Source organism: Nocardiopsis aegyptia (assembly GCF_013410755.1).
Taxonomy (GTDB): Bacteria; Actinomycetota; Actinomycetes; order Streptosporangiales; family Streptosporangiaceae; genus Nocardiopsis; species Nocardiopsis aegyptia.
Window position 1 is genome coordinate 2,812,742 of record NZ_JACCFS010000001.1, and the last position, 26,086, is coordinate 2,838,827.

General features: G+C 72.8%; 32 protein-coding genes. 18 read left to right on the forward strand and 14 right to left on the reverse strand.

Annotation, left to right across the window (positions count from 1 at the left end; translation table 11 throughout):
• Window positions 1-20: 20 nt before the first annotated feature.
• Both HNR10_RS12580 and HNR10_RS12585 read right to left on the reverse strand, forming a co-directional pair.
• On the reverse strand, window positions 21-872 hold the full coding sequence (locus tag HNR10_RS12580) for a hypothetical protein (protein ID WP_179823354.1): 852 nt from the start codon (window positions 870-872) through the stop codon (window positions 21-23).
• Between the two features lie 67 nt (window positions 873-939).
• Window positions 940-1,338 (reverse strand): YybH family protein, encoded by a 399-nt coding sequence (locus HNR10_RS12585; protein WP_179823356.1) that lies wholly within the window; start codon window positions 1,336-1,338, stop codon window positions 940-942.
• 63 nt (window positions 1,339-1,401) lie between these two features.
• Between HNR10_RS12585 and HNR10_RS12590 the strand changes: the two genes are divergently transcribed.
• Together HNR10_RS12590 and HNR10_RS12595 are read left to right on the forward strand one after the other, a co-directional pair.
• On the forward strand, window positions 1,402-1,857 hold the full coding sequence (locus tag HNR10_RS12590) for a winged helix-turn-helix transcriptional regulator (RefSeq protein WP_312889231.1): 456 nt from the start codon (window positions 1,402-1,404) through the stop codon (window positions 1,855-1,857).
• A gap of 19 nt (window positions 1,858-1,876) precedes the next feature.
• Window positions 1,877-2,779, forward strand: a complete 903-nt coding sequence (locus HNR10_RS12595) for a Gfo/Idh/MocA family protein (protein WP_179823361.1) — start codon at window positions 1,877-1,879, stop codon at window positions 2,777-2,779.
• A 78-nt stretch (window positions 2,780-2,857) separates the two neighbouring features.
• Here HNR10_RS12595 and HNR10_RS12600 read toward each other — a convergent pair whose 3' ends face one another.
• On the reverse strand, window positions 2,858-3,121 hold the full coding sequence (locus HNR10_RS12600) for a GlsB/YeaQ/YmgE family stress response membrane protein (protein WP_179823363.1): 264 nt from the start codon (window positions 3,119-3,121) through the stop codon (window positions 2,858-2,860).
• Between the two features lie 224 nt (window positions 3,122-3,345).
• On the opposite strand from HNR10_RS12600, the gene HNR10_RS12605 reads away from it, so the two are divergent.
• The 3 genes from HNR10_RS12605 (at window position 3,346) to HNR10_RS12615 (ending at window position 6,058) form a co-directional block, all read left to right on the forward strand.
• Complete coding sequence (locus tag HNR10_RS12605) at window positions 3,346-4,887, forward strand: FAD-dependent monooxygenase (RefSeq protein ID WP_179823365.1); 1,542 nt, start codon at window positions 3,346-3,348, stop codon at window positions 4,885-4,887.
• Entirely contained in the window at window positions 4,884-5,513 is a 630-nt protein-coding gene (locus HNR10_RS12610) for a TetR/AcrR family transcriptional regulator (protein ID WP_179823367.1), read from the forward strand. The genes HNR10_RS12605 and HNR10_RS12610 overlap by 4 nt, the downstream gene beginning before the upstream one ends.
• A 143-nt stretch (window positions 5,514-5,656) precedes the next feature.
• Complete coding sequence (locus tag HNR10_RS12615; RefSeq protein ID WP_179823369.1) at window positions 5,657-6,058, forward strand: helix-turn-helix domain-containing protein; 402 nt, start codon at window positions 5,657-5,659, stop codon at window positions 6,056-6,058.
• 81 nt (window positions 6,059-6,139) lie between these two features.
• On the opposite strand, the gene HNR10_RS12620 is transcribed toward HNR10_RS12615, so the two are convergent.
• The 5 genes from HNR10_RS12620 to HNR10_RS12640 all read right to left on the reverse strand — a co-directional run bounded on the left by HNR10_RS12620 (window position 6,140) and on the right by HNR10_RS12640 (window position 10,145).
• On the reverse strand, window positions 6,140-6,382 hold the full coding sequence (locus tag HNR10_RS12620; RefSeq protein WP_179823371.1) for a hypothetical protein: 243 nt from the start codon (window positions 6,380-6,382) through the stop codon (window positions 6,140-6,142).
• A 157-nt stretch (window positions 6,383-6,539) separates the two neighbouring features.
• Window positions 6,540-7,157, reverse strand: coding sequence for an ATP-dependent Clp protease proteolytic subunit (locus HNR10_RS12625; RefSeq protein ID WP_179823373.1), 618 nt, complete (start codon window positions 7,155-7,157; stop codon window positions 6,540-6,542).
• Window positions 7,154-7,819: a ClpP family protease gene (locus HNR10_RS12630; RefSeq protein WP_281390128.1), complete on the reverse strand. Its 666-nt coding sequence runs from the start codon at window positions 7,817-7,819 to the stop codon at window positions 7,154-7,156. The genes HNR10_RS12625 and HNR10_RS12630 overlap by 4 nt, the downstream gene beginning before the upstream one ends.
• A gap of 133 nt (window positions 7,820-7,952) precedes the next feature.
• Window positions 7,953-9,377 carry an alpha/beta hydrolase family protein gene (locus HNR10_RS12635; protein ID WP_246406197.1) on the reverse strand — a complete coding sequence of 475 codons (1,425 nt, stop codon included), beginning with the start codon at window positions 9,375-9,377 and terminating at the stop codon, window positions 7,953-7,955.
• Window positions 9,378-9,518: 141 nt separating this feature from the next.
• Window positions 9,519-10,145: a TetR/AcrR family transcriptional regulator gene (locus HNR10_RS12640; protein WP_312889232.1), complete on the reverse strand. Its 627-nt coding sequence runs from the start codon at window positions 10,143-10,145 to the stop codon at window positions 9,519-9,521.
• Window positions 10,146-10,357: 212 nt separating this feature from the next.
• Here HNR10_RS12640 and HNR10_RS12645 point away from each other — a divergent pair, with 212 nt between their 5' ends.
• Together HNR10_RS12645 and HNR10_RS12650 are read left to right on the forward strand one after the other, a co-directional pair.
• A complete protein-coding gene (locus tag HNR10_RS12645) occupies window positions 10,358-11,119 on the forward strand; it encodes an SDR family NAD(P)-dependent oxidoreductase (protein WP_179823375.1) in 762 nt (253 codons plus the stop codon).
• A complete protein-coding gene (locus HNR10_RS12650) occupies window positions 11,116-11,478 on the forward strand; it encodes a DMT family transporter (RefSeq protein WP_312889233.1) in 363 nt (120 codons plus the stop codon). Before HNR10_RS12645 ends, HNR10_RS12650 begins: the two co-directional genes overlap by 4 nt.
• Window positions 11,479-11,532: 54 nt before the next feature.
• Here the strand turns inward: HNR10_RS12650 and HNR10_RS12655 are convergent, their stop codons facing one another.
• Together HNR10_RS12655 and HNR10_RS12660 are read right to left on the reverse strand one after the other, a co-directional pair.
• Complete coding sequence (locus HNR10_RS12655; protein WP_179823377.1) at window positions 11,533-11,814, reverse strand: hypothetical protein; 282 nt, start codon at window positions 11,812-11,814, stop codon at window positions 11,533-11,535.
• Between the two features lie 74 nt (window positions 11,815-11,888).
• Window positions 11,889-12,167, reverse strand: a complete 279-nt coding sequence (locus tag HNR10_RS12660) for a hypothetical protein (RefSeq protein WP_179823379.1) — start codon at window positions 12,165-12,167, stop codon at window positions 11,889-11,891.
• An 816-nt stretch (window positions 12,168-12,983) separates the two neighbouring features.
• Here HNR10_RS12660 and HNR10_RS12665 point away from each other — a divergent pair.
• The 3 genes from HNR10_RS12665 to HNR10_RS12675 are packed head-to-tail and all read left to right on the forward strand — an operon-like array spanning window position 12,984 to window position 14,453.
• Window positions 12,984-13,793, forward strand: coding sequence for a UTRA domain-containing protein (locus HNR10_RS12665; RefSeq protein WP_179823382.1), 810 nt, complete (start codon window positions 12,984-12,986; stop codon window positions 13,791-13,793).
• A gap of 43 nt (window positions 13,794-13,836) precedes the next feature.
• Window positions 13,837-14,085, forward strand: a complete 249-nt coding sequence (locus HNR10_RS12670; protein ID WP_376769751.1) for a DUF397 domain-containing protein — start codon at window positions 13,837-13,839, stop codon at window positions 14,083-14,085.
• Window positions 14,085-14,453, forward strand: a complete 369-nt coding sequence (locus tag HNR10_RS12675; RefSeq protein ID WP_179823386.1) for an ASCH domain-containing protein — start codon at window positions 14,085-14,087, stop codon at window positions 14,451-14,453. The genes HNR10_RS12670 and HNR10_RS12675 overlap by 1 nt, the downstream gene beginning before the upstream one ends.
• Before the next feature lie 40 nt (window positions 14,454-14,493).
• Here the strand turns inward: HNR10_RS12675 and HNR10_RS12680 are convergent, their stop codons facing one another.
• Entirely contained in the window at window positions 14,494-14,967 is a 474-nt protein-coding gene (locus HNR10_RS12680) for a MarR family winged helix-turn-helix transcriptional regulator (protein WP_179823387.1), read from the reverse strand.
• Between the two features lie 308 nt (window positions 14,968-15,275).
• On the opposite strand from HNR10_RS12680, the gene HNR10_RS12685 reads away from it, so the two are divergent.
• Genes HNR10_RS12685 through mnhG form a run of 6 tightly spaced genes read left to right on the forward strand, consistent with a single transcriptional unit; the run spans window position 15,276 to window position 22,068 of the window.
• On the forward strand, window positions 15,276-18,230 hold the full coding sequence (locus tag HNR10_RS12685) for a Na+/H+ antiporter subunit A (RefSeq protein WP_179823389.1): 2,955 nt from the start codon (window positions 15,276-15,278) through the stop codon (window positions 18,228-18,230).
• Window positions 18,227-19,057, forward strand: a complete 831-nt coding sequence (locus HNR10_RS12690; protein WP_179823391.1) for a Na(+)/H(+) antiporter subunit C — start codon at window positions 18,227-18,229, stop codon at window positions 19,055-19,057. Before HNR10_RS12685 ends, HNR10_RS12690 begins: the two co-directional genes overlap by 4 nt.
• A 2-nt stretch (window positions 19,058-19,059) precedes the next feature.
• On the forward strand, window positions 19,060-20,730 hold the full coding sequence (locus HNR10_RS12695) for a Na+/H+ antiporter subunit D (protein ID WP_179823393.1): 1,671 nt from the start codon (window positions 19,060-19,062) through the stop codon (window positions 20,728-20,730).
• Entirely contained in the window at window positions 20,727-21,335 is a 609-nt protein-coding gene (locus HNR10_RS12700; protein ID WP_179823395.1) for a Na+/H+ antiporter subunit E, read from the forward strand. The genes HNR10_RS12695 and HNR10_RS12700 overlap by 4 nt, the downstream gene beginning before the upstream one ends.
• Window positions 21,332-21,655 (forward strand): monovalent cation/H+ antiporter complex subunit F, encoded by a 324-nt coding sequence (locus HNR10_RS12705; RefSeq protein WP_179823398.1) that lies wholly within the window; start codon window positions 21,332-21,334, stop codon window positions 21,653-21,655. The genes HNR10_RS12700 and HNR10_RS12705 overlap by 4 nt, the downstream gene beginning before the upstream one ends.
• Window positions 21,652-22,068 (forward strand): monovalent cation/H(+) antiporter subunit G, encoded by a 417-nt coding sequence (mnhG, locus tag HNR10_RS12710; protein WP_179823400.1) that lies wholly within the window; start codon window positions 21,652-21,654, stop codon window positions 22,066-22,068. Before HNR10_RS12705 ends, mnhG begins: the two co-directional genes overlap by 4 nt.
• A 78-nt stretch (window positions 22,069-22,146) precedes the next feature.
• Here the strand turns inward: mnhG and HNR10_RS12715 are convergent, their stop codons facing one another.
• Entirely contained in the window at window positions 22,147-22,605 is a 459-nt protein-coding gene (locus HNR10_RS12715) for a winged helix-turn-helix transcriptional regulator (protein WP_179823402.1), read from the reverse strand.
• Window positions 22,606-22,707: 102 nt separating this feature from the next.
• Between HNR10_RS12715 and HNR10_RS12720 the strand changes: the two genes are divergently transcribed.
• Complete coding sequence (locus HNR10_RS12720) at window positions 22,708-23,361, forward strand: DUF899 domain-containing protein (protein WP_179823404.1); 654 nt, start codon at window positions 22,708-22,710, stop codon at window positions 23,359-23,361.
• Window positions 23,362-23,433: 72 nt separating this feature from the next.
• Window positions 23,434-23,961 (forward strand): pyridoxamine 5'-phosphate oxidase family protein, encoded by a 528-nt coding sequence (locus HNR10_RS12725; RefSeq protein WP_179823406.1) that lies wholly within the window; start codon window positions 23,434-23,436, stop codon window positions 23,959-23,961.
• Between the two features lie 66 nt (window positions 23,962-24,027).
• On the opposite strand, the gene HNR10_RS12730 is transcribed toward HNR10_RS12725, so the two are convergent.
• Both HNR10_RS12730 and exaC read right to left on the reverse strand, forming a co-directional pair.
• A complete protein-coding gene (locus HNR10_RS12730; protein WP_179823408.1) occupies window positions 24,028-24,408 on the reverse strand; it encodes a DUF779 domain-containing protein in 381 nt (126 codons plus the stop codon).
• Window positions 24,408-25,931 carry an acetaldehyde dehydrogenase ExaC gene (exaC, locus tag HNR10_RS12735; RefSeq protein ID WP_179823410.1) on the reverse strand — a complete coding sequence of 508 codons (1,524 nt, stop codon included), beginning with the start codon at window positions 25,929-25,931 and terminating at the stop codon, window positions 24,408-24,410. Before exaC ends, HNR10_RS12730 begins: the two co-directional genes overlap by 1 nt.
• Between the last annotated feature and the right edge of the window lie 155 nt (window positions 25,932-26,086).

A 26,086-nucleotide genomic window follows, 5' to 3' on the forward strand; every position in this document is an offset into this window, starting at 1 on the left:
GAGGGCGCCGGGGCGGACGGTCACCACTGGGCGGAGGCCAGCAGGGCCTCGGTCTCCTCGAACCGGTAGTTGTCGACCACGAGGATCTCGGCGCCCGGGACCAGCCAGAGCCGCTGCTCGACGCTCGTGAAGGTCGCAGTCGCCTCGTCGACGCAGGTGAGGGAGGCCACGAGGAAGGAGGCGGGTTCGCCGCCCACCTTGCTCTCCTCGACGGTCCCCTGATCGGCGGCCGGCCGTTCCGGGTCGGCTTCGGTGAAGGTGGGTTCGCCCTCGGGGCAGGGCTGCGCGTTGCCGGAGGCGGTGTAGGTGCTGCCGGGTCCGGGCTCCATCGTGACGGCCGCCCATCCGGCCCCGCCGTGGGCGATGCCGCCCGGGCCGAGGAGCTTCAGGTGGCGGCACCCGGTGCTGGTGTCCGTCCAGCTCCACTCCTGTGCCTCGCACGCCTCCTGGCCCTCCGGGTAGAGGGCCGTCCAGTCCTCGGAGACCCGCCCCTCCTCCGGGGCGGCACCGGCTCCGAACGAGTCGGTGACGGTCTCGGCCGCCCAGCCCTCGGGGAGCAGGACCGACATCCCGCGGAACTCGACCCGCTCCCCGGGGTCCTCCGCGGGGGCCGCCTCGGACCGTGCCTCCGCCGTGTCCGGGGCGGCGCCTTCGCCGTCGAGCGGCTGGAGGGACGCGCCCCCGTGGAGCACCCCGCCGGCCAGTCCCGCCGTGGCGGAGCCGAGCACCAGGACGGCGGCACCGACGCCGACCAGGACCTTGCGGCCGGTGCCGCGCCTGCGCGGCGCCGTGGGGGCGTGGGACGCGGGCGGCGCGGGCGGCGCGGGCGTGGGGGAGCTCTGCGGCTGGCGGGGCTCCGCGTCGGGTCGCATCGGGGTTCCTCCGGTCGGGGGTCGGGGGCGGGATCACCGGATGTGACTGTACGCGGACGCGATCGGTTCATCCGCCCGGGTGCCCCGCGACCCCGGTACCGAAGGGGCTGTCGATGACGTACCGCCAGCGGCCGTCCGGGCCCCGCCGGGCGACGTCGGTCGCGGTGCCCTCGATGTGCACCGCCCGGCCCTCGCGGTCGGTGCCCTCGATGGTCCAGTCCACGGTCAGCAGCGCCAGGTCGCCGCTGCTGTGGACGTGCCGCGGCCGGACCTCGATCGGAACGCCGAGGCCCTGCAACCGGTGGTTGGCTGCGTGGGCGTCCGCGCCGGTCAGCGGGGCCGCCGGGTCCAGGACGAGCACGGCCCCGTCCTCGTAGACCTCGGCCAGCGCGGCGGGGTCGCCGCTGTTGAACCGCTCGGCGAACACCGCGGGGACGTCTTCGGGTCGATCGGCCAGTGCTCTCATGGGTGACGGGCATCCTTCCGGTTCGCGATCATGGACGTGTCCACCACGCTAGGAGGCGCCCTCGTGACTCACCCAACGGTCGGCCACCGGGCCGGCCTGCCCGACGACCCGCGCGCGGCCGTCCGGGAGCCCGCGCCCGACTGCCCCGTGGAGATCACCCTGGCGGTCCTCCAGGGCCGCTGGACGACGCTGGTGGTGCGCGAGCTGCTGCGCGGCGACCGCTCCTACAGCGAACTCGCGGAGGCCCTGCCCCGGCTGTCGGACAAGGTGCTGTCCGACCGGCTCGCGCACCTCGTCGAGGTGGGTGTGGCCGAACGGGACCGCCGCCCCGGCTGGCCGCCCCGCGTGCGCTACGCGCTCACCCCGCGCGGGCGCCGACTCGGCCCGGTCCTCCAGGCCCTGTGGGACTGGGGATCGCTCTCAATGGGCACCCGTCCGCTCCAGGCCGCCCACTCCGGGCCGTCCGCCCCGCCCGACTGCGTGGGAGCGTTCCCATGGACAATGGCACCGCACGTGTGACGACGAGGGGAGACGGGCCATGGGCCTGAGGTTCGGACTACTGGGGACCGGCTACTGGGCGGCGGAGACGCAGGGGGCGGCGCTGGCCGCCCACCCCGGCGCCGAACTCGCGGGCGTGTGGGGGCGCGACCCCGCCAAGGCGGCCGCGCTCGCCGAGCGCTACGGGACCCGCGCCTACGACGACGCGGAGGCGCTCATCGCCGACGTCGACGCGGTCGCCGTCGCGCTGCCGCCGCACATCCAGGGCAACCTGGCGCTACGCGCGGCGAGGGCCGGCCGCCACCTTCTGCTGGACAAGCCCGTGGCGCTCTCGCCCAGGGTCGCCGACGACATCGCCGCCGAGTGCGAGCGACGCGGGCTCGCCTCGATGGTCTTCTTCACCAACCGTTTCTCCGACAGCGTGGACGGCTTCGTCCGCGACGCGGTGGAGTCGGGCGGCTGGGACGGCGCCAGGGTGACGATGTTCGCGTCGATCTTCCAGCCCGGCAACCCCTTCGGCGCCTCGCCCTGGCGGCGCGAGAAGGGCGGGCTGTGGGACATCGGCCCGCACGCGCTGTCGGTCGTGCTGCCCGTCCTCGGCCCCGTCGAGGAGGTGACGGCGATGGTCGGCCCGCGCGACACCGCGCACGTGCTGACGCGGCACCGGGGCGGCCCGGTGGGCTCCTTCGCGCTGACCCTGGACGCCGCGGAGGACGCGCGCGTGTTCGAGGTCGCCCTGCACGGCGAGCGCGGCTGGGTGACGGCTCCGGACGGCGACCGTACGGCGGTGACGGCGTTCGGCGACGCCGTCGACCGCCTGCTCGCCCAGGTGGACGGCACGGTGGGCGACCCGTGCGACATCGCGTTCGGCCGGGACGTCGTGCGGATCCTGGCGGCGGCCGAGGAGTCGGCGAACACCGGTCGGACCGTGCGCCTGCCCTGAGGCGTGGCCGACCGCTCGCTCCGGCCCGCCGAAGGTCGGCGGGCCGGGGCAAGGGAGCGGGGCCGTGCGGTCGGACGGTCAGGCGGTCCCCCTGGCGTTCTTCGCGTACATCCCGTCGGCGAGGTAGATGATCCCCGCCGCCACGAGGACCTGCACGAGGAGCACGAACAGGAAGGCGTCCCAGATCAACGCGGCGATCCAACCGCCCAGGACGGCCGCGACGATGCCGAGCAACAGGGTGAGCCAGATCGGCAGGTGCTGCTTGCCGGGGATGACGAGTCGGCCGAGCGCGCCGACGATGAGGCCGACGATGAGCGCGCTGATGATTCCGGTGATCTCCACAGGTTCCTCCCCTGGTAGACGCCTCTGCGTCGTTCCCGGTCCGGACGCGCGGGACACGGCGCCCGACCTCCACGCGCACAGCTTTTGCGATGAATTGGGACGTTCGCGCCTTTCGCCCTCCACCGGCGCCCCCGCGACGCCACCGGGACGTCCCCCTCTGGCGGATCGGGACCGCCTCGCCTATATTTGTTTACAGCTCTGCACCGTTAATTAAATGAGGCGCTATGGACACCACCGACGTCCTGGTCGTCGGCGCCGGGCCCACCGGCCTGACCCTGGCCTGCTCCCTGCTCGCCCAAGGCGTGGGCGTGCGCGTCGTGGACCGGGCCGACGGACCCGCGACCAGCTCGCGGGCCAACTTCCTGCACGCGCGCGGTTCCGAGGTCATGGACCGGCTGGGCGCGCTCGGCGACCTGCCCGAGGACGCGATCTCCGCGATGACCATCACGGTCCACGCCGCGGGCGTCCCCGTCTCCGTGGTCCGGTTCGGAGACACGGGCCTGCGCACCGCCGCGCCCGCCCTGCTGCTGCCCCAGTCCCGGATCGAACGCGCGCTGCGCGAACGCCTGGCCGAGCTCGGCGGCGGTGTCGAGTGGTCCACCGGCCTGACCGGGCTCGACCAGGACGAGGACGGGGTCACCGCGTCCCTCGACGGCGACCGGACCGTCCGGGCCCGCTGGGCGGTCGGCTGCGACGGCGCCCACTCCACCACGCGCAAGCTCGTGGGCGCCGACTTCCCGGGCGCCCCCGTCAAGGACACCTGGCTGCTCGCCGACGTGCACATGGACTGGGACCTCGCACCCACGGGCTCCTACGGCTGGCTGCACCGCGACGGCATCCTGGGCGCGCTGCCCATGCGCGAGGAGGCCGGTTCCGCGCACGGCTCCGGCGACGGGCTGGTCTGGCGCCTCATGGCCTACGCGCCCGGCATGGACGAGCACGGCCGCGACGACGACGCCGTCCTCGCCGAACTGCGCCGCCTGCTGCCCCTGCGGTCGGGCAAGCCGGACGCCCGGGTGCTGGACACCGTGTGGACGTCGGTGTTCCGCATCCACCGCCGGCTCGTCGACGACTACCGCCACGGCCGCGTCCTGCTCGCGGGCGACGCCGCCCACATCCACTCCCCCATGGGCGGTCAGGGCATGCTCACCGGCATCGGCGACGCGGAGAACCTGGGGTGGAAACTGGCGCTGGTCCTGGAGGGCCGGGCGCGAGCAGCCCTGCTGGACACCTACCGCGGCGAGCGGCGTCCCCTGGCCGAGGACGTCCTGCGCGTCACCACGGCCAACTCCCGGCTCCAGCTGGGCGAGGGGCCGGTCGTGCGGTTCGTCCGCGAACACGTCATGCTCCGAGTGATCAACCTGCCCAGTGTGCAGCGCTGGGCCACTCGCGCCGCCTCCCAGCTGGGCGTCTCCTACCGGCGCGGCCCCCTCGGCGCCCGGCGCCGCCCGCTGCCGTCACGGGTCCCCCAGCCGGGCGACCGCGTTCCGGATCTCGCGTGCCTGCGCGAGGACGGCTCGCGCACGCGGCTGCACGCCGAACTCGGGGCACACTGGGTACTGCTCGCCGCCGAGCACGGTCCCACGACGGCCGACACCGTCCGGGAACTGCTCGGCGACCGCGTCACGACGCTGGCCCCGACCGAGGAGGGACTCCGCGACATGCTGCTGATCCGGCCCGACGCGCACCTGGCCTGGCGCGGTCGCCCCGGCGACTCGCCCCGTGCGGCGCTGGAGGGCGCCCTGCGCGACGGGCGGTCCCGATGAGCGCGGAGCCGGAGCGGCCCCGGGGACGCGGGCGCCCCCGGTCGACCGAGGCGGACGAGGCCATCCTCACCGCGGCCCTGGAGTTGTTCACCGAGGGCGGTGCGGGCGCCGCCAGCATGCAGGCGATCGCCGCGCGCGCCGGAGTGGGGCGGCTGACGGTCTACCGCCGCTGGTCGACCAAGGAGGAGCTGATCGCCCAGGCGATCGAGTCCGCCCGCGCGGACATCCCCGACCCCGATTCCGCGACCCTGGCCGCCACCTCCCTGCCGGACCTGATCGAGCGGGTGCTGCCGGGTGCGGCCGAGACCCTCGCCCGGCCGGGTTTCCGGGCGCTGTTGGCCCAGACGCTGGGGTCCACCCAGACCCACCCCCGGATCATGCGTGCGTACTGGGACCACCACATCGAGCCGCGCCGGCGCGTGAGCATGGCCCTGCTGGAGCGCGCCCGCGACGCCGGCGACCTGCCCGCCGGCACCGACCTGGAGGTCCTGGTCGACATGATGGTGGGCGCCGTCGTCTACCGCGTCCTCCAGCCCCGGCCGCTGGACGCGGCCGAGGCGGAGCGCTTCCTGCGCGCGGTCTACACACAGGCCGGGCTGCTCAAGGATCCCGCGGCCGACGGCTGAGGCCGCACCGCCCGCGGGGGCGCGTCCGGCCGCCCGCGGACCCGTTCTGCCGTCCGCAGAAGCGCCGCCGCCCACTCCCGCCGGCCCGGGCGCCCGGCGTAGGCTCGAAGACGGACCAGTGCCCACGCGCCGGGAGGCCACCGATGACCGACAGCGTCCTGCGGTCCCTGGACGAAGCCCGACGCGGCGCGCGCGCCGAGGAGCGCGAGGACCCGCTCATGCGCGACCTCATCGGCGACCTGCTGCGCCGCACCCGCAACGAGCAGGGGCGCACACTGCGCGAGGTGGCGGAGGACGCCCAGGTGTCGCTGCCGTACCTGTCGGAGATCGAGCGCGGCCGCAAGGAGGCCTCCTCGGAGGTCCTCGCCGCGGTCTACCGCTCCCTGGGGCTGAGCCTGACCGACGTCCTCGCCGAGCTCTACCAGCGCACCGCCCTGATCGGCCTGTCCAGGACCGGCACCGGCGCGGGCGACTTCCGGCGCGCGGGCGCCCAGGTTCCCGCGCCCGCCCGACACCAGGCCCGGGTCATGTCCCTGGCGGCCTGACCGCGACCGCCCGCCGCCACCGGTGGCGACCACCGGTCGTCTCCCTCACCGTCACGCGGCGGTGAGGGAGACGACCGCGTCCTACCGGCCGCCGGAGTCGATGACGTTGCCGTTGGAACAGTTGTTCACGTGGTCGCCCACCCATTCGCCCAGGAGCGGGACCACCGCCAGTTCCTGCAGGCACACATCCTCGGCGGTGAAGTTCCAGTTGTTGGCCGAGTTCACCCCTCCGCCGAATCCAGAGTCGTCGTCGGCGGCGTGCGCCGGCGCCGCGATTCCCATGACACCCAGTGCGAGCAGGGCCGTCGTCAGTGCTTTCCTCATGTGGTCGCTCCTCGTGCAAGTGAACATATGATCACTCATAGTAGCGACCCCATGCTCTGAGTGAGCACGCGAGGACCTGTCGTCCGGCCCCGGTCCCATGCGACTCGTGCACGTGGCCGGACGGTCAGGCCGCCATCGGGCCGCGTGCGAGCCTCCGTCAGGCCGCGGCTTCGGCGACCGCCCCGGGCTCCCGGATGGTGACGATCCCGTCCACCAGCCCGTAGTCCTTGGCCTGCTGCGCGGTGAGGATCAGGTCCCGGTCGGTGTCGGCCCGCAGCCGCTCCTGGGTCTGGCCCGTGTGCCGGGACAGGATCTCCTCCACCTGTGATCGGATCCGCAGGACCTCCGACGCCTCGATCTCCAAGTCCGCGGCGTGCCCCTGGGTCTGCGCGGAGGGCTGGTGCAGCAGCACGCGGGCGTGCTCCAGCGCCATCCGCTTGCCGGGCGTGCCCGCGGCGAGCAGCACGGCCGCCGCGGAGGCCGCCTGGCCCATGCACACCGTGGCCACGTCGGCGCGCACGAACCGCATGGTGTCGTAGATGGCGGTGAGCGCGGTGTTCGAGCCGCCGGGCGAGTTGATGTAGAGCTGGATGTCGGTCTCGGCGCTGTCGTAGTCCAGGTGCAGCATCTGCGCCATGACCACGTTGGCGACGTCGTCGTCGATGGGGGTGCCCAGGAAGATGATGCGCTCCGACAGCAGTCGGCTGAACACGTCGAAGGACCGCTCGCCGTGCGGCGTGCGCTCGACCACCATCGGCACGGTGTAGCTGCTCATCGGTCCCCTCCCGTCGCGCGCGTGGCGAACCCGGGGTTGGGTCCGCCCAGGCGCAGCCCGCTGCCGTCCAACTGCGACGCCGACGCCACCACGTGGTCGACGAAGCCGTACTCCCTGGCCTCCTCGGCCGTGAACCAGGCGTCGCGGTGCTGATCGGCGGTGATGGTCTCCTCCGTCTGCCCGGTGTGCTCGGCGATCAGGCGCACCATCGTCCGCTTGGTGTAGGCCAGGTTCTCCGCCTGGATGGCGATGTCGGCCGCCGTCCCGCCGAGCCCGCCCGAGGGCTGGTGCATCATGATCCGCGCGTGCGGCAGGCTGTACCGCTTGCCCGGTGCGCCCGCACAGGCCAGGAACTGGCCCATGCTCGCGGCGAAGCCCATGACCAGGGTGGACACGTCGTTGGGCACGAAGTGCATCGTGTCGTAGACGGCCATGCCCGCGTGCACGGAGCCGCCGGGGCTGTTGACGGCCAGCGTGATGTCGCGGCGCGGGTCCTCGTCGGCCAGCAGCAGGATCTGCGCGCACACCCGGTTCGCGCTCTCCTCGTCCACCTGCGTGCCCAGCAGTACGACGCGGCTGCGCAGCAGGCGCGTGGCGAGCAGGTCGTCGAACCTGCCGCCCGTCCCCTCCTCGGCGGCCATGATCCCTGCGTGGATGCCCATGGAACTCTCCTCTCCCGGTCCCGTGGGCGGAGCGCTCGTCCGCCCGACCGGTGGTTCCACCCTGCGGGGGCGCACCCCGCGACTTCCACGGTTTCGGCCCGGGGCAGATCTGCCCATGGCAGACCCCCTCCGGTCAGGGGGAGCACTCGGTCGATCCGAAGGGGGCGAGGGCCGCGTTCGGGTCGGCCGCGGGATCGCGCAGGGCCGCGTCGAGGAAGGCCAGCGAGGCGTCCGCGGTGGTGGTCAGCGGCCGCGTCCGGCCGGCCGAACCGATGATCGAGGGCACCGGGGGCAGGTACAGGGGAGCGTCGGTGAAACTCAGGTGCGCGGCCCCGTCGACGGTGACCGCGCAGCCCGGCCCGCCGCCGGCCGTCAGCGCCGCGCGCACGGCACCGGCGTAGCGGGCATCGTTGTCCGCGTTCCCCGTCCCCGCGCCCGCGACGAGCACCAGCAGCGGCTGGGGGAAGGTCAGCTCGTCGACGCCGTGCGGGAAGCCGTCGATGTCGATGACCGCGCCGAACCGGTGGTCACCGGCGGCGGCGTGGACGGCCGCGGCGCCGCCGAGGGAGTGCCCCGCCGCGACGGCCCGATCGGGGTCCAGGCGGCCGGCGAACGGCCCGCCGGGTTCGGCGCCGGCGTCCAGGAGCCGGGTCAGGGCCAGGCGCATGTCCCCGGCCCGGACCGACGTCCACTCCGTCACCAGCCGGTCCTCCTCCTCGGGCCCGTCCGGCACGCTCAGGCGCCCGCGCAGCACGGTCCCGTCGTCGAGGACCACGGCCGCCGAGTCGTAGGGGTGGTCCAGCGCCGCGACGACGTAGCCGTGGCTCGCCAGCTCCTGCGCCCACGCGGTGTTCTGGCCGCGGACCCCGCCCAGTCCCGGGGAGAACACCACGACGGGGAACGGCTCCGTGCTGTGGGCGGGCTCCGCGTCGGCCGCCGCGTGTGTGCGGGCCCGAGCGGCGTCCGAGAGCAGGAAAACGGGCAGGCCGAAACTCGTGGCGATCCCGTCCGTGACGACGCGTGCCTCGCCCGCCGTCCGGCCGAGGTAGGGCGCGCTCCCGGTGCCGGTCCCCGGTTCGGCCGGGTACCAGAGCTGCGCCACCACCGTCCTGTGGTCGCCGGGGTCCGACGTCCACGTCTCGTCGCGCTCGCGGTCCTCCCACTGGACCGTGGTGGTGCCGACCGCGTACCCGCCCGTCGGTTCCGGGAAGTGCACCGTCGGCAGCGCCCACATCGCCAGCCCTCCGGCCGCGACCAGGCCCAGGGCGGACGCCGCCGCGGTGAGCTCCAGGGCACGCGCTCCCCGGCGCGGTCCCTCCGCCCGCCCGCGCCGCCGGGTCCGCCACAGCACGGGCGCGAGGGCCAGGGCCACCCCGGCGGCGACGGGGATCCACTGCCACCGCGGACCGCCGACCACCGCGGCCGCGGTCGCGGTCGCGGCTGCCAGGGCCACGGCCCCGGCGGCGAGCGCGGCCCTCGCGCGGTGCCGCTCCGGTATCAGGACCACGGGCGCGAGGACGGCGGCGGCGCCGACGAGGACGGCTTCCGGCCAGGTCATGATGGTCTCCCCTCGGGGGCCGTGCGCCCCTTCGCCCGGTGAGACTACGGACGTGGCGAGGGGACCGGCATCGGCCCACGGGACGACCCCGCCGGGACGGATCCTCCTCCGTCCGGCCGGGGCGCGCGGGCGGATCCGCCCTCAGACGGCCATGAGGCCGTCGACCACAGCGTGCACCCCGGTCCGGACCCGCCGTTCGCTCAGCCCGCGGTCGCGGCGCTGGTGCACGTGGAGCGCGGCCTCCAGTGGAGCGAGGAGGACGTCGGCGAGGTAGACGGCGTCCGTGTCCGGGCGCAGGTCGGCGACCAGGGACATCAGGTGCGCGTGGTGCGCCGCGTAGGCACCGCTGCGGTACCGGGCCTGGGGCGAGTCGGTCTCCGCCACCGCCAGGAGTTCGGCCTGCTCCTCCAGACGGTCGAGGAAGGCGTCGGCGAAGGCGTGCAGCCGGTCGAGGGGCGGCGCGCCGGGTCCGAGCGGCGGCGGCCCGCTGAGGAAGCCGCGCTGGAACTCGTGCTCCTGGGCGTCGACCATCGCGTGGGTGAGTCCGGCCAGGTCGCCGAAGCGGCGGTAGGCGGTGCCCACGCCCGTTCCGGCGCGTGCGGCCACCGCCTCCAGGGTGATCGCCCCGGCGCCCCGCTCGGCCAGGATCTCGCGGGCGGCGGCCAGGAGGGCACGGCGGTTGCGCGCGGCGTCGGCGCGTTCGGGTCGAGCGGCTCCGGCCATGGGCAGGACCGGGCGCCCCGGGCGTTCCGGGCCGGGATCGCTCACGGCTGCACCACTCCCCCGTGCCGTCGTTCCTGCGCGCGGTGGCCTGCGCACTCGCGGCGAGTATAGTCACCGGCTCCCGCTCGCCCTTGTAAACGGAATTAATTCCACTTAGTCTCTCCACCACGGACGCGACCGCGCCCGCACACCCGGCCCGATCCACCCCGTCGCGCCCACGCCGGTCCGTCCCGGACCCGATCACGCAGGGAGTACACATGTCCGTATCCACCCCCGAGGCCGCGCCTCTGAAGGGGAGAACCGCCCTCGTCACCGGCGGCAGCAGGGGCATCGGCGCCGCCGTCGTCCACCGCCTCGCCGCGGACGGCGCCGACGTGGCGCTGACCTTCGCCCGGTCCGGGGACCGGGCACAGGAGGTCGTCGACCGCGCCCGCGCGCTCGGCGTCCGCGCACTCGCCCTGCGGGCCGACTCCGCCGATCCCGCGGCGGTCCGCGCCGCCGTGGACACCGTCCACGAGCGCCTCGGCGGCCCCGACATCCTCGTCAACAACGCGGGCGTCGCGCCCTTCGGGCCGTTCGAGGAGGTGACCGCGGCCGACTTCGACCACGCGATCGCCGTCCACGCCCGCGCCGCGTTCGTCGCCGCCCAGGCCGCGGTCCGGTACATGGGCCACGGTGGCCGCATCATCGGCATCGGCACCAACCTCAGCGAGCGGGCGCCCGTGCCCGGGGCCACCCTGTACTCGACGAGCAAGGCGGCCCTGCTCGGGCTCAACCGCGCGCTGGCGCGGGAACTCGGCCCCCGGGGGATCACGGTCAACCTCGTCCACCCGGGGTCGACCGACACCGAGATGAACCCGGCCGGAGCCGAAGGCGCGGACGCCGAACGGGCGCTGACGGCCCTGGGCACCTACGCGGACCCGGAGGACGTCGCGGCCTCCGTCGCCCACCTGGCCGGCCCGGGCGGGCGGCGGATCACGGGGACCGCCATCCTCGTCGACGCGGGTGCCAACGCATGAGCGCCCCGCAGCTGCCCGACTGGCTGCCCCTGCCCTGGCTGCTGCTCGTCACCGCGGCGGTGCTGGAGGTCGTGTGGGCACTGGCCCTGAAGGAGTCGCAGGGGTTCACCCGGCCGTGGCCGGGCGCGCTGGCGGTGGGCGCCGCCGCGGTGAGCTTCCTGCTGCTGTCGCTGGCCCTGCGCGACCTGCCGGTCGGCACGGGATACGCCGTGTGGGTGGGGCTGGGCGCCGTCGGGGTCGCCCTGGCCGGCATGACGTTCCTCGGGGAGAGCGCCGACCCGTGGCGGATCGGCTTCCTCGTCCTCATCCTGGTCGGCGTGGCCGGCCTGCACGCCGCCGAGGCCCGCGTGCCCCACTAGCCGCGGGGGTCTGGCCCCGTCCCGGCTCCGGGGCCGGGACGGGGCCGACCGGTCTCACGCGGGTGCCGTCGCCGCGATCGGGGACGCGCCGTCGAGCAGGTCGGCGGCCCGGGCCAGGGCCGTGGCCAGTTCGGCGTGTCCGCACCGGTCCGCCAGGCTGGACAGCAGTCGGGCCATCGACGGCTCCAGCGACGTGCGCGTGTACCCGCCCCGGCGGCCCCACACGGTCACCTCCACCAACCCCAGGCCCCGCCTGCCCGCCCAACTGTCCGAACGGGTCAGCCACACACTCACGCCCTCCTCGCCCCGGTCGCGCACCAGACGCAGATGCCGCATGCGTTCAACGTCGATCCCGTGGTCGGCTTCGCACCAGGACGGGCACGGGTCCTCGGGCACTCCGTGGCCCGCGCTCACGGCTTGCACCCCTTCCGGTTCAGGTGGTTGCCCCACTCGCCGAGATCACCGTGCGAGAGGCGCTCCAGCGGGGACTCCCACGCCCACAGCGCGCGGGCGGGACCCTGGTGTCGTCCCCGCGCGACCCTGGTCACGACCCTCCGGCGGGCCCCGTAGACCGGCTCACCACGCAGCGAGGAGCCCAGGTACTCGACGTTCACGTCGTGTCGGCGCGCCCAGGCCCGCAGCGCGGCCATCGACGGCAGTTCGCGGATGTCGCAGATCGTGCGCTTCATCAGGCCACCGCCCCCACATCCGGCCTAGCTCCCTCCAGCACCGAACCCCCGTCCGGCCCGGAAGCCACCACCGATATCCACGCCCGGACCGCCGACGCCAGCGGCGCCAGATCCCCACTCGACTGGGCAACGTAGGACCGCACCCGCGAGGAGCGGCGCCGACGTGGTCGCGCGGGTTCGGTCGCGCACTTGGCGTGCCGTGGCCGGTGCGGCACGGGCCGCTCGACCCAGTCACACGAGCAGGCTCGAAAGGCGGCGACGCGCAGTCCCCGACGCCTCTTGTGGTGCCGGTAGTGCTCGCACAGAGCGATGACGGGGGCCAACGGCCGCCGCTCCCACGCTCCGGTTTCGGGCGAAGCCGGACCAGTGCCGCCCGGGAACGAGACGATGACGGATTCTGGGGGCTCGGCGGCCCGGTCCCGGGTCGCGAGGGGGTCGGTGGGTTCGGGGGCCCGGGTCAGCTGGAAGGACCGCGCGGCCGCAGCGCGTACGGCCTCCAGGTCCACGGAACGCAGGTAGCGCACAGGGCGCCTCCTCAACGTAGATGCCGGTGATCCGGCAGTGCAGATCCATAGGGTCTCCGGCGCTCCGCGAGCCAGACTGTGAAGTCTGACCTCGCGGGCGACCGCCGCACGGTGTTGCGACCGGCTGAGGCACACTTGCCATGTGACCGAAAGGGCCAGGCAGATCGAAAGCCAACCCCACCCGATTTTATAGGGGCTAAACTACCGTGCGTGATGACAGTAACTCCATCCCACGGCAGATGCAATAGGGGGGCTAAAGTTCTGCCGAGGCAATCGAGCAAGAGGAACCGTTGTGGACGCACGGACACTGCATGACATCGCCGCAATCGAGGAACCGCTGGAGAGAGCACGAGCTGCTTCCAACGCCATGGCAACGCTGCAAGGTCAGAGCGTGGAACTGTCCCGCATCCGGCGCGGGGCCATCGTCGAGGCCCAGGGCTCGGGCATGCTCCAGGACGACATCGCGCGATTCCTCGGCGTCACTCCCGGTCGTGTGAGCCAGATGAAGAAGGCAGGTGCCAGTGACCACAAGGCTCCGACCGGCCCCACCGAACCGCGCCCACGAGTCCTGGTGCAGCGCGCTCTGCCCACCCCGCCGTCCACGCGCGGCTCGAAGAGCCTCTACCTGACCGAGGCCGAGCAACAGGGCCTCACCCCCGAACGCAAAATGTTGTTCGTCGGCCAGGAACCGGCCAGCGAGCACGTCGCCACCGGGCTTCGAGTCGAGCCCGGCCAAGACGTCATCGCCCGGCGCAAGATGTTCTGGGCCAACGACGCCCCGGTACGCATCTCGACCAGCTACTTCCGCACTGACGTGGGCGAGAACACCCGACTCGACGGCGAGGGCTTCGTACTGCCCACGTTGCAAGCCGCCATCGAAGACCTCGGGCACCGGTTCGGACACGCGACGGAGACGCTGACGTGCCGCCCGGCCACCCCCTATGAAGCGGACCTGCTCGACATCCCCGGCGAATGGGTCGTGCAGATTCTCCGCGTCGGCATCTCCACCGACGACGTCCCCATCCACGCGTTGGAGACGATCTGCGCGGCCACCCGTCATGTGTTCCCCATCGGTCAGGCCGTCGGGGCCGACCAGTTCTGATCCAGGTGGCCCTGCCATGCCACCCGACCGACAAGGAGCGATCGTGTCCCCATCCACCCGACTGACCTTCCGCAAGTCCTCGTACAGCGCCAATGAATCGGCGTGTGTCGAGGTCGCCGACCTGCCCGGCGGCGCGGCCGTCCGGGACACGCGGTACTGGGACCTCGGGCACCTCGCCTTCGCGGGCCACGCCGAGTGGTGGGCGTTCCTCGCCGCCGCCCGGCGCGACAGCCGCCCACCGATCCCGAGCACTTCTTCCGAAGCTTCACCGTCAAAGGACTGGGCCGACTGATGAACTCTCGACCCGCCGACCTCGGCCAGCGCCCCCGAGCGCACGAGATGGGCATCTACAAGAGGTACTTCGACCTGATCGCCTCGGGCGAGAAGACCACCGAGATCAGGGTCAACGACTCCTCGCGCAAGCGGTTGAAGGAAGGCGACCTTCTCCGCTTCAGGTGCCGTGACGAGGAGGTCCTCACCCGCGTCACGCGCATCGCCCGGTACTCCGACTTCGACGAGATGTTCGCGCACGAACCGGTCTCCTCGGTCAATCCAACGGCGTCGAAGCAAGACCAACTGCGCAACATCCGGGAGATCTATCCTCCCGAGCGTGAGGCCCTGGGCGTGGTCGCGATCGGCATCGAGCTCGCTCACACATAGCCGGACGCGCGAGCAGGCCGACTGGCAAAGGTTCGACGGCTCACGCCTGGTCCATGGCCTCGCGCAGATCGTGCAGGACCTCCAGGACCGTGGGCCGCAGCGCCGGATCGATCGCGTCGAAGATCCGGCGCTGTTTGCGCTCCATCTCCAGGCGCCGTTCGGCGAGGACTCTCTCACCCTCCTCGGTGATCGCCACCACAGTGCTGCGCTCGTCGTGCTCCGCCCTGCGGCGCGCCATCATCCCCTTGCGTTCGAGCTGCTGGATCATACGGGTAGCGGACGGGGACGAGACCCCGACGACCTTGGCGACGGAGCCGACGGTCGGAGCGCTCAGGCCGCGGACCGCCTCCATGAGCAGGGATTGCGTCAGTGTGAGCTCGTCGGCGGCCCGATGCTGGCCGCTCCGCGTACGGGCGTGGATCGCCGCGTTGATCAGTTCGGTCCAGGCTCGCTGGAACTCCTCGAGTTGGGCGGCGGAGCCGTCCTCGGCGGGCTCGTGGTGGTCGTCGGGCACGAAGCGGTCCTCGCATGCGGAGCGGTCGCCGGGGCCCCGGAGGCCGCGCGGCGGTTTGACGGTTGTATAGCCTAGCTATTAAATAACCAGAGTACGCAAATCATCCATGCCCCGACGCACCGAGACCACACCTTCCCGACGACGCCGGATGCGGGCAGGGGTCGGCCGGTGCCGGGGCGGCGGACGTCCGCCCGCGAGGGCGCGCCCGCGGCGGGTACGCGTCGCCCACGGCGACGACCCTGGTCGCGCCCGGTGCGCCGAGCCGCGGTGCGGGACCGGACCAGTCCGGGAGGGGCACATTGACGACCGTGCTGATCGCGCATGCTCTCGCCGCGGCGGTCGCCCCCTTACTCGTGCGCCGGTGGGGCCGGAACGCGTTCCTCGCGCTCGCGGTCGTCCCGGGCGCGGCCACGGTCTGGGCCCTGTTCCAGGTCCCCGCGGTCCTGGGCGGCGACGCCCCGACCGAGAGCGTGGCGTGGGCGCCCCAGTTCTCCCTGCGCCTGGGCCTGCACATGGACGCGCTCGGCCTGGTCATGACGCTGATCGCCGCCGGGGTCGGCGCGGCCATCCTGGTGTACTGCGCCCGCTACTTCGAGGACTCCGAACCCGGACTCGGCCGTTTCGCCGGCGTGTTCGTGGCCTTCGCCGCGGCCATGCTCGGCCTGGTGCTGGCCGACGACCTCATCCAGCTCTTCGTCTACTGGGAGCTGACCACGGTCTTCTCCTACCTGCTCATCGGGCACAGCACCGAGCTCAAGGAGAGCCGCCGCGCCGCCATGACGGCCCTGACCGTCACCACCCTCGGCGGCCTGACCATGCTCGTCGGCATGATCCTGCTCGGCGAGAGCGCGGGCACCTACGTCATCTCCGAGATCGTCGCCGCGCCCCCGAGCGGCACCGTGGTCAACGCCGCGCTCGTGCTGGTGATGATCGGCGCGATGTCCAAGTCCGCGCTGTTCCCCTTCAGCCTGTGGCTGCCCGCCGCGATGCGCGCGCCCACGCCGGTCTCCGGCTACCTGCACGCCGCGGCGATGGTCAAGGCCGGCGTCTACCTCGTGGCGCGGCTGACGCCCGCCTTCCCCGACGCCGCCCTCTGGCAGACCATGGCGCTGTTCTTCGGCACGCTGACGATGGTGCTCGCCGGCTGGAGGGCACTGCGCCAGTTCGACCTCAAGCTCCTCCTGGCCTACGGCACCATCAGCCAGCTCGGCTTCCTCATCGCCCTCCTGGGCACCGGCACGCGCGCCGCCGCCCTGGCCGGGCTGGCCATGGTCGTGGCCCACTCGCTGTTCAAGGCGCCGCTGTTCCTCCTGGTCGGCGCCATCGACCACGGCACCGGCACCCGGGACCTGCGTGAGCTCTCCGGGCTGCGCACGTCCGCCCCCGCGGTCTTCTGGATCGCCGTCCTGGCCCTGGCGTCGATGGCGGGACTGCCGCCCACGGCGGGATTCGTCGCCAAGGAGCTGGCCTTCGGCGCCTACACCCACGGCGGTACCGCCGACACCGTCGTGCTCGTGGGCATGGTCGTGGGCTCCACGCTCACCGTCGCCTACAGCCTGCGCTTCCTGTGGGGCGCGTTCGCGGTGAAGGAGGGCGTGCCGGCCACCCCGGTGCACGACTCCGGGCCGCTGCTCCTGGCCGCCCCCGCGCTGCTGACCCTGCTCGGCCTGCTGGGCGGCCCGCTCTCGTCCGCGGTGGACCGCCTCTTCGCGCTCTACGCCGACACCGTGCCGCAGACGCCGGGCACCGAGACCAAGCACCTGGCCCTGTGGCACGGCTTCGAGCTCCCGCTGCTGCTGTCCGCGCTGTGCGTGGCCGGCGGCCTGGTCCTCTTCCGCTACCGCCACGGCGTCGTCTGGCTGAGCAACCGGCTGGCCTTCGTCGAGCCCGACCGGGTCTACCGCCGGATACTGGCCGCGCTGGACACCTTCGCGCTCCAGGTGACCGGCCAGACGCAGCGCGGTTCGCTGCCCGTCTACCTCGGCACGATCCTGGTGACCACGGTGGTGGCCGCCGCGATTCCGCTGTTCGCCGGCCGCCTCTGGGACGCCCAGACCCCGCCGATCCGCCTGTGGGACCACCCCGTCCAGCTGATCCCGACCCTGGTCATCATCCTCACCTGCCTGTTCACGCTGATCGTGCGGCGCCGCCTGTTCGCGGTGATCCTCGTCGGCATGACCGGCTACGGGTGCGCGGTGCTGTTCTACCTCCAGGGGGCGCCCGACCTCGCGCTCACCCAGTTCCTCGTCGAGACCGTCAGCCTGGTGGTCTTCGTCCTGGTGCTGCGGCGGCTGCCCGCGCACTTCTCCACGCCCGCGCTGAAGGGGCGCCGGCTGTGGAACCTGCTCCTGGGCGCCGCGACCGGCGCGCTCGTGGCGAGCATGACCTACTTCGCGCTCGCGGGGCGCCAGGCGGAGTCCATCTCGGACGGCTACCCCGCCCTGGCGCGCGAGGCGGGCGGCAAGAACATCATCTCGGTGCTGCTCGTCGACGTCCGCGCCTGGGACACGATGGGCGAGATCTCCGTGCTGGCCGCGGCCGCGGCCGGTGTGGCCAGCCTGATGTTCGTCCGCCGCCGGGCCCAGCCCCGCCGGACCGCCCCGGGCACCATGGCCGTGTCGGTCGCGACACCGCCCAAGCCCACCGACGGCCAGGCCTCACTGGACCTCGGCGGGCTCCGGACGGCACCGGAAGGGCTGCACATCCGGCCCCGGTGGAAGGGGTCCTGGCTGCCCGGCGCCGAGGCACTGCCGGTCCACCGCCGCTCGGTCATCTTCGAGGCGGTCTCGCGCTTCCTGTTCCCCGTGGTCATGGTGATCTCGGTGTACCTGCTGTTGACCGGCCACACCGCGGTCGGCGGCGGCTTCGCCGGCGGTATCGTCGCCGGGCTCGCGTTCATCGTCCGCTACCTCGCGGGCGGCCGGTACGAGCTCTACGCCACGGCGTGGGTCCAGCCCGGAGCGCTGATCGGCACCGGTCTGGCCCTGTCCACCGGCACGGCCCTGGCGGGCGCGGTCTACGGCGACAACATCCTGTCGGGCGCGGCCCTGGACCTGCACATCCCGCTCATGGGCCACCTGCACCTCACGTCCTCGCTGGTCTTCGACATCGGCGTGTACCTGCTGGTGATCGGCCTGATCCTGGACATCCTGCGCAGCCTGGGCGCCCGCGTCGACGAGCAGATCGAGCGCGACGCCGCCCACGCCGACGAGGAGTCCGCCCGGGCCGGTGCCCGCCGAAGCGCCGAGGAGGTCGCCTCTTGAACGACACACCCAGCCTCGTCCTCGTCCTCGTCACCGGCGTCCTGGTGGCGGTGGGCGTCGTCCTCCTGCTGGAGCGCAGCCTGACGCGCGTCCTGCTCGGCTTCGTCGTCATGAGCAACGGCGTCAACCTGATGATCCTGGCGGCGGGCGGCGCCGCGGGCGGTCCGCCGCTGCTCTGGCTCACGCCCGAGGACCGGATGACCGACCCTCTGCCGCAGGCGATGATCCTCACCGCCATCGTCATCACCCTCGGCATCACCGCGTTCCTGCTCGCGATGGCCTACCGGAGCTGGCAGCTGGAGGGCAACGACGAGGTCCAGGACGACGCCGAGGACCTGAGGATCGTCCGGCACGAGGGCCGACGCACGGCCCGCCGCAAGGTCGCGCGCATCCGCCGGCAGATGCGCGCGGACATCCGCGCCCAGCGGGCCGAGCTCCAGGCCAACGTCGCCGAGTCCGGCGGCCACGCCGTGATCGAGCAGGCCCGGCTCAAGGCCGAGATCGCCTCCGCGCGGGCCGAGCTGGCCCGGTACGAGGCCGAGGCCGAGGCGGGGGGCGGCGACGCGCGTTCCGAGGAGACCATGCGCCGGCTCACCGACCGGACCGAGAGCATGTCCGCCCAGGTCCAGGAGCTGCGCGGCCGCATCCGGTTGGCGCGGCGCCAGCTGCGCGAGCACCGGCGCGCCGACCGCTCCGCCGAGCGTGCGCTGTGGCGGGACCTGCGCCGCCGGATCCGGGCGGAGCGGCGCGAGGCGCGCCAGACCATGCGTGCCGAGCGTGAACGCCAGGCCCGCGCCGAGGACAGCGACCTGCAAGGGAACGACTGATCATGGGACCCCTCCTGACACTCCTCGGCGAGGACGTGCACTACCTCGTCCCGCTGCCGGTCGTCCTGCCCCTGTTCGCCGCCGGGGTGAAGCTGGCCCTGGGCATCCGTTGGCCCCGGCTGCAGCAGTGGCTGAGCGTCGGCGCGCTCACGGTCGTGCTGGTCGTCGGCGTGCTGCTGATGGGGGCCGCCGACCAGTTGGGCCCGCAGGCGGTGCAGATCGGCGGCTGGGAGGCACCGCACGGGATCACGCTGGTGGCCGACCGGCTGTCCGCGCTGATGGTCACCGTGTCCGCGGCGATCACGCTCGCGGTGCTGGTGTACTCGATCGGCCAGGGCATGGCGGGCAAGGCCGAGGTCGCGCCGCTGTCGGTGTACCAGCCGACCTACCTGATCCTGGTGGCCGGCGTCTCCAACGCCTTCCTGGCCGGCGACCTGTTCAACCTCTACGTGGGCTTCGAGATCCTGCTGACCGCCAGCTACGTGCTGCTGACACTGGGCGGGACACAGTCCCGGATGCGCGCGGGCGCCATCTACGTGGTGGTGTCCCTGCTGTCCTCGGTCCTGTTCCTCATCGCGCTGGGGCTGGTCTACGCCGCGACGGGCACGGTCAACATGGCGCAGCTGGCCGAGCGGCTGCCGGAGATCTCCACCGAGCTGCGGCTGGTGCTGGAGGTCTTCCTGATCATGGCGTTCGGCATCAAGGCCGCGGTGTTCCCGCTGGCGGCGTGGCTGCCCGACTCCTACCCGATCGCCCCGGCGCCGGTGACGGCGGTGTTCGCGGGCCTGCTCACCAAGGTGGGCGTGTACGCGATCATCCGCGCGCAGACGCTGCTGTTCCCGGGGACGCAGATCAACACGTTCCTGCTGTGGGTGGCCATGGCGACGATGCTCATGGGCATCCTGGGCGCGGTCGCGCAGAACGACATCAAGCGCCTGCTGTCCTTCACCCTGGTCAGCCACATCGGCTACATGGTCATGGGGGTCGCCCTGGGCAACGAGCTGGGGCTGGCGGGGGCGATCTTCTACGTCGCGCACCACATCACGGTGCAGACCACGCTCTTCCTCATCACGGGTCTGATCGAGCGGCGCGGCGGTTCGACGTCCCTGGAGAACCTGGGCGGGCTCGCCCGGATCGCGCCGACGCTGGCCATCCTGTTCTTCGTCCCGGCGATGAACCTGGGGGGCATCCCGCCGCTCTCCGGGTTCCTGGGCAAGGTGGCGCTGCTCCAGGCGGGCGCGGCGGCGGGCACGCCGCTGGCCTACGCGCTGATGGCGTCGGCGGTGCTCACGAGCCTGCTCACCCTGTACGTCATCGCCCGGGTGTGGAACTCGGCGTTCTGGCGGACCCCCGCCGAGGGCATGGTCGCCGAGCCGGGCACGGTCCTGGAGTACAACGAGGACTCCAGCGACCCGTCGACGGCGGCGTTGGGGCCCGGCGAGGCGGTCGGTCCGTCGTCGCGGATCGGCGACGCCTCCGGTCCGGTCGCCACGACGATCGTGACCTCGGCGGTCCTGCCCCGGTCGATGGTGGGGGCGACGGTCGCGCTGGTCGCCATGGGCCTGGCCCTGACGGTGTTCGCCGGTCCGCTGATCGCCTACGCGTCGGAGGCCGCGGCCGAGCTGATGGCCCGTACGCCCTACATCGAAGCGGTGCTCGGAGGTAGCCGATGACCAGACCGCCCACCGCCCGGCCGGAGCGCGTGCAGGCCCTGCGCCGCCGGCTCGGCAAGGTGCAGATCCCGATCGCGCTCGGCATGACCGTGGTGTGGATGCTGCTGTTCGACGGGTTCCGGCTGCGTGAGGAGTCCCTGGGCCTGCTGGTCCTGGGGTTCGGCGTGTCGGTGCTGATCATGGTGGTGTTCCCGCTGCCGCCGGTCTCCGAGGGCTTCCACTTCCATCCCTGGCAGTTCGTGCGGCTGCTCGCGTACTTCTTCTGGCAGATGGTGCTGTCGAGCTTCCAGGTGACCTGGCAGACGTTCACCCCCGGCCCGGTGCTCAGCTCGGTGATCGCGGTGCGGTTGCGCACCGACTCCGAGCTCATGCTGGTGTGCACGTCGATCGCCCTGTCGGTGATCCCCGGGAGCGTGGTGGTGGAGGTCGGCCAGCCCGAGCACGTGCTGTACATCCACCACCTGGGCACGCACGACGAGGCGGGGACCGAGCGCGCGCGCCGGGACACCTGGCGGCTGGAGGAACGGATCGTGCGGGCGCTGGGCGCCCGCGTGGACATCGCCAAGCTGGAGGCGGCCGAGACCGTCGGGACGGAGAGCGTGTGAACGCACTGTGGATCGCCATCGCGGTCCTGCTCGGCGCGGCGGCGCTGCTGAGCATGGCCCGCATGCTGATGGGCCCGAGCATCCTGGACCGCGCGCTGTCGCTGGACGTGCTGGTGGCGTCGGCGCTGACGGGCATCGGGGCGTACGCGGCGCTCAACCGCGACCCGACGGTCCTGCCGGTCCTGCTGGTGCTGTCCCTGGTCGGGTTCGTGGGATCGATCAGCGTGTCGAAGTTCGTGGCCCGTCGCCATGAGGACTCCCTGCGCGAGCGGGACGAGCCCGTGCCGGCCCCGAACGTGGAAGAAGGGGGTGCGGCGTGAACACGACGCTGGTGGCGGTCCTGGACTGGGCCGCCGTGCTCTGCCTGCTGGCGGGCGCGCTGCTGTCCTTCGTGGCGAGCGTGGGCCTGATCCGGTTCCCCGACCTGCTCTCGCGCATGCACACCGCGGCCAAGCCGCAGGTGCTCGGCCTGCTGCTGGTCCTGGTCGGGATCGGGCTACGGCTGCTGCCCGCGGAGACCGGCATCTTCACGGTGGGCATGCTGGTCGTGGTGGGCCTGTTCCAGGTCCTGACGGTCCCGGTGGCCGCGCACATCGCCGCCCGGGTCGGGTACCGCACCGGCCGGATCGACGAGGACCTGCTGGTCGCCGACGAACTGTTCGAGCGGCTCCAGCACGAGGAGCGCGCCACCGGCGCGAACCGGCGGAGCCCGCACGAGGAACTCGGGGACTGACGCGCCCCTCCGCGCCGTGCGGGCGTGGGCGTGGGCATCCCGCGGCGGGCACGGGACGTGCCGCCGCCGTCCCCGTGATCAGTCGTCGGCGGCCCCGGGGCCGGGCAGCACGTCGACGTCGGTCGCGTGCATCGGCCGCCCGCACACCGAGCAGCGCGGTTCGACGTGGCTGATCTCGCCGCAGGCGTGGTGGCGGTAGAGGACGGGCGGCCCCGCCTCCCCGGCCGTCCACCGGTCGCCCCAGCGGACCATCACCATGAGCAGGTCGCACAGCTCCCGGCCCTTGTCGGTGAGCGCGTACTCGTGGCGGGGCGGCCGGTCGGAGTACTCCACCCGTTCCAGGACACCGTTCTCGACCAGCCACTTGAGCCGTTCGGTGAGCACCTTGCGCGAGATGCCGAGGCTCTGTTGGAGCGGCTCGAAGCGGTTGATGCCGACGTAGACGTTGCGCAGGACGAGCGGGGACCACGGCTCGCCGATGACGTCCATGGTGCGGGCGATCGAGCAGGCCATGTCGCCGAACCGGGTGCGTTGCATGGGCCGAGCCTACCCGAGTGAGTTCCCTCAGGGAACTGAGTCGTGCTACGGTCGCCCTACTAAGTTCCTTGAGGGAACTCACTCGTTCGACGGAGGAGCGCCATGCACCGGCCACGGGTCGTCCCGGAAGAGGAATGGCAGGCGGAGCGCGCGGAGCTGCTCGCCGAGGAGAAGGAGCTGACCCGCGCGCTCGACGCGCTGGCCGCACGGCGCCGCCGGATGCCGGTGGTGCGGGTGGAACAGGACTACCTGTTCGAGGGCCCCGACGGCCCCGCGAGCCTGCTCGACCTCTTCGACGGCCGACGCCAGCTCATCACCTACTGCTTCATGTGGCCGGGCGGCGGCCACTACTGCCAGGGCTGCTCGATGTTCACCGACAACCTCGGCCACCCCGCCCACCTGCACGCCCGCGACACCTCCCTGGCCCTGGTCTCCCGCGGGCCGCTGAGCGAGATCACGCCGTTCCGCGAGCGCATGGGCTGGACCCTGCCGTGGTTCTCGTCGCTGGGCACCGGGTTCAACGACGACATCGGCGCCGGAGACGGTTTCGCGCTCGACGTCTTCCTGCGCGACGGCGACGACGTGTACCGCACCTACTCCACCTCCGGCCGCGGGGTCGAACGCCTCGGCAGCGTCTGGACCCTGCTCGACCTGACCCCGCTCGGCCGACAGGAGACCTGGGAGGACTCCCCCGAGGGGCATCCGCAGACCCCGCCCTACACCTGGTGGCGTCTGCACGACGAGTACCCGGTCTGATTCCGACCGGCCCCGGCCCGCCCGCGTTCGCGTCCACGACCGCCCGCACCGCCCGCACCGAGGAGACCGACGATGACCGTCTCGACGCCCGCCGCCACACTCCTGTTCGGCGAGGAGGACGCGACCCCCTTCAGCACCGACCCGGCGACCCTGAAGCCGTGGGACCGGGCGCGGGCCTGCCTGGCCGCCGCGCCGAGGGTCTGGTTCACCACGGTCCGGCCGGACGGCCGCCCGCACACCGCGCCCGTACTCCTGGTGTGGGCCGACGGCGCGCCCTGCCTCACGTCCCGCCCGGGTTCGCGCAAGTCCGTGAACCTGACCGGGAACGCCCACTGCGTCCTCAGCGCCTCCGACGACGACCTCGACCTGGTCGTCGAGGGCGTCGCCGCCCAGGTCGGCGACGACACCGGCATCCGCCGGGTCGCGGACGCGTTCGAGGAGAAGTACGGCTGGGAGTTCACGGTGCGGGAGGGCACCGTCACCGGCGACGCCCGGCCCGGCTCACCGGAGTACGCCTTCTACCGGATCACGCCGACACGGGCCTTCGGCTACGGCGCGGACGGCCTGACGGCGACCCGGTGGCGGTTCGACGGGCGGTGAGCCCGCCGCGCACGCCGAGGGCCCCGGAGACCACGCCGCCTCCGAGGCCCTCGGCTCCTCTCCCCCTTACTCCAGGCCCTCCGCCTCCTCGTCGGTCATGAGCCTGGAGCGAATCAGGAACCGCTGTCCGGTCGGTGCCTCCAGCGAGAACCCCGCTCCCCGTCCCGGGACCACGTCGATGGTCAGGTGGGTGTGGCTCCAGAGCTCGAACTGCGAGCGCGACATCCACACCGGGACCGGCTCGGGCGTCCCCGCGTCCAACTCCCCCAAGCGGACGTCGGAGCCGCCCGTGCGGAACTCTCCCGCCGGATAGCACATCGGGGAGCTGCCGTCACAGCACCCGCCGGACTGGTGGAACATGAGCGGCCCGTGTTCCTCCCACAGTTCCCGGAGCAGGGCGGCCGCTTCCCTCGTGACGGCCACGCGCTCCACTTCGGGGGTGTCCATCAGAAGAACCCGAGCGCCTGGTCGGAGTAGCTGACCAGGAGGTTCTTCGTCTGCTGGTAGTGGTCGAGCATCATCTTGTGGTTCTCCCGGCCGATGCCCGACTGCTTGTAGCCGCCGAAGGCCGCGTGGGCCGGGTAGGCGTGGTAGTTGTTCACCCACACCCGGCCCGCCTGGATGTCGCGGCCCGCGCGGTAGGCGGTGTTGCCGTCGCGCGACCACACACCCGCGCCCAGGCCGTACAGGGTGTCGTTGGCGATCTTGAGGGCGTCGGCGTAGTCGTCGAAGCGCGCGACCGACACGACCGGCCCGAAGATCTCCTCCTGGAAGACGCGCATGGAGTTCTGCCCCTCGAACACCGTCGGGGCCACGTAGTAGCCGTCGGAGAGGTCGCCGCCGAGGTCGACCCGGCCGCCGCCGGCCAGGACCCTGGCGCCCTCCCGCGTCCCGATGTCCAGGTAGGACAGGATCTTCTCCAGCTGGTCGTTGCTGGCCTGGGCCCCGACCATCGTGTCGGTGTCCAGGGGGTCGCCCTGCTTGATCGCCCCGACCCGGGCCAGGGCGTCGGCCATGAAGGAGTCGTACATCGAGCCCTGCACCAGCGCCCGGGACGGACAGGTGCACACCTCGCCCTGGTTGAGGGCGAACATGGTGAAGCCCTCCAGCGCCTTGTCGTAGAAGTCGTCGCGGGCGGCGGCGACGTCGGCGAAGAAGACGTTCGGGCTCTTGCCGCCCAGTTCCAGCGTGACCGGAATGAGGTTCTCCGAGGCGTACTGCATGATGAGCCGCCCGGTCGTGGTCTCACCGGTGAAGGCGACCTTGCGCACGCGGGAGTTCGAGGCCAGCGGTTTGCCCGCCTCCACACCGAACCCGTTGACGACGTTGACCACGCCCGGCGGCAGGAGGTCGGCGATGAGCTCCATGAGCAGCAGGATCGTGGTCGGCGTCTGCTCGGCGGGCTTGAGCACCACGGCGTTCCCGGCGGCCAGCGCGGGCGCCAGCTTCCAGGTGGCCATGAGCAGGGGGAAGTTCCACGGGATGATCTGGGCGACCACGCCCAAGGGCTCCTGGAAGTGATAGGCGACCGTGTCGCCGTCGATCTGGGAGTTGTGGCCCTCCTGGGCGCGGATCGCCCCGGCGAAGTAGCGGAAGTGGTCCACGGCCAGGGGCAGGTCGGCGGCCAGGCACTCGCGGACGGGCTTGCCGTTCTCCCAGGACTCGGCGACCGCGAGCCGCTCCAGGTTCTCCTCGATCCGGTCGGCGATCCGGTTGAGGACGAGCGCGCGCTCGCCCGCGGAGGTGCGGCCCCACGCGGGGGCGGCGCCGTGCGCGGCGTCGAGGGCGAGTTCGATGTCCTCCGCGCCGCCCCGGGCGATCTCGGTGAAGGTCCGGCCGGTGACGGGGGTGGGGTTCTCGAAGTAGCGGCCCTTGACGGGGGCGACCCACTCGCCGCCGATCCAGTTCTCGTAGCGGGGTGCGAAGTCGACGACACTGCCGGGCCGGCCCGGGGGTGTGTAGATCGTCATGGTGTCCTCCAGGTGCGCGTGGCGGCCGGGACGGTGCGCCGCCACTGTCGGGGGCTCCGATGACTGTGACGCTAGTAACAGCAACGTTGCGACCACGTTGCGTGCCGGGGTCGGGGCGTCGCGGTACTGGGAGGCGTCACGGCGCCGGCGGCACC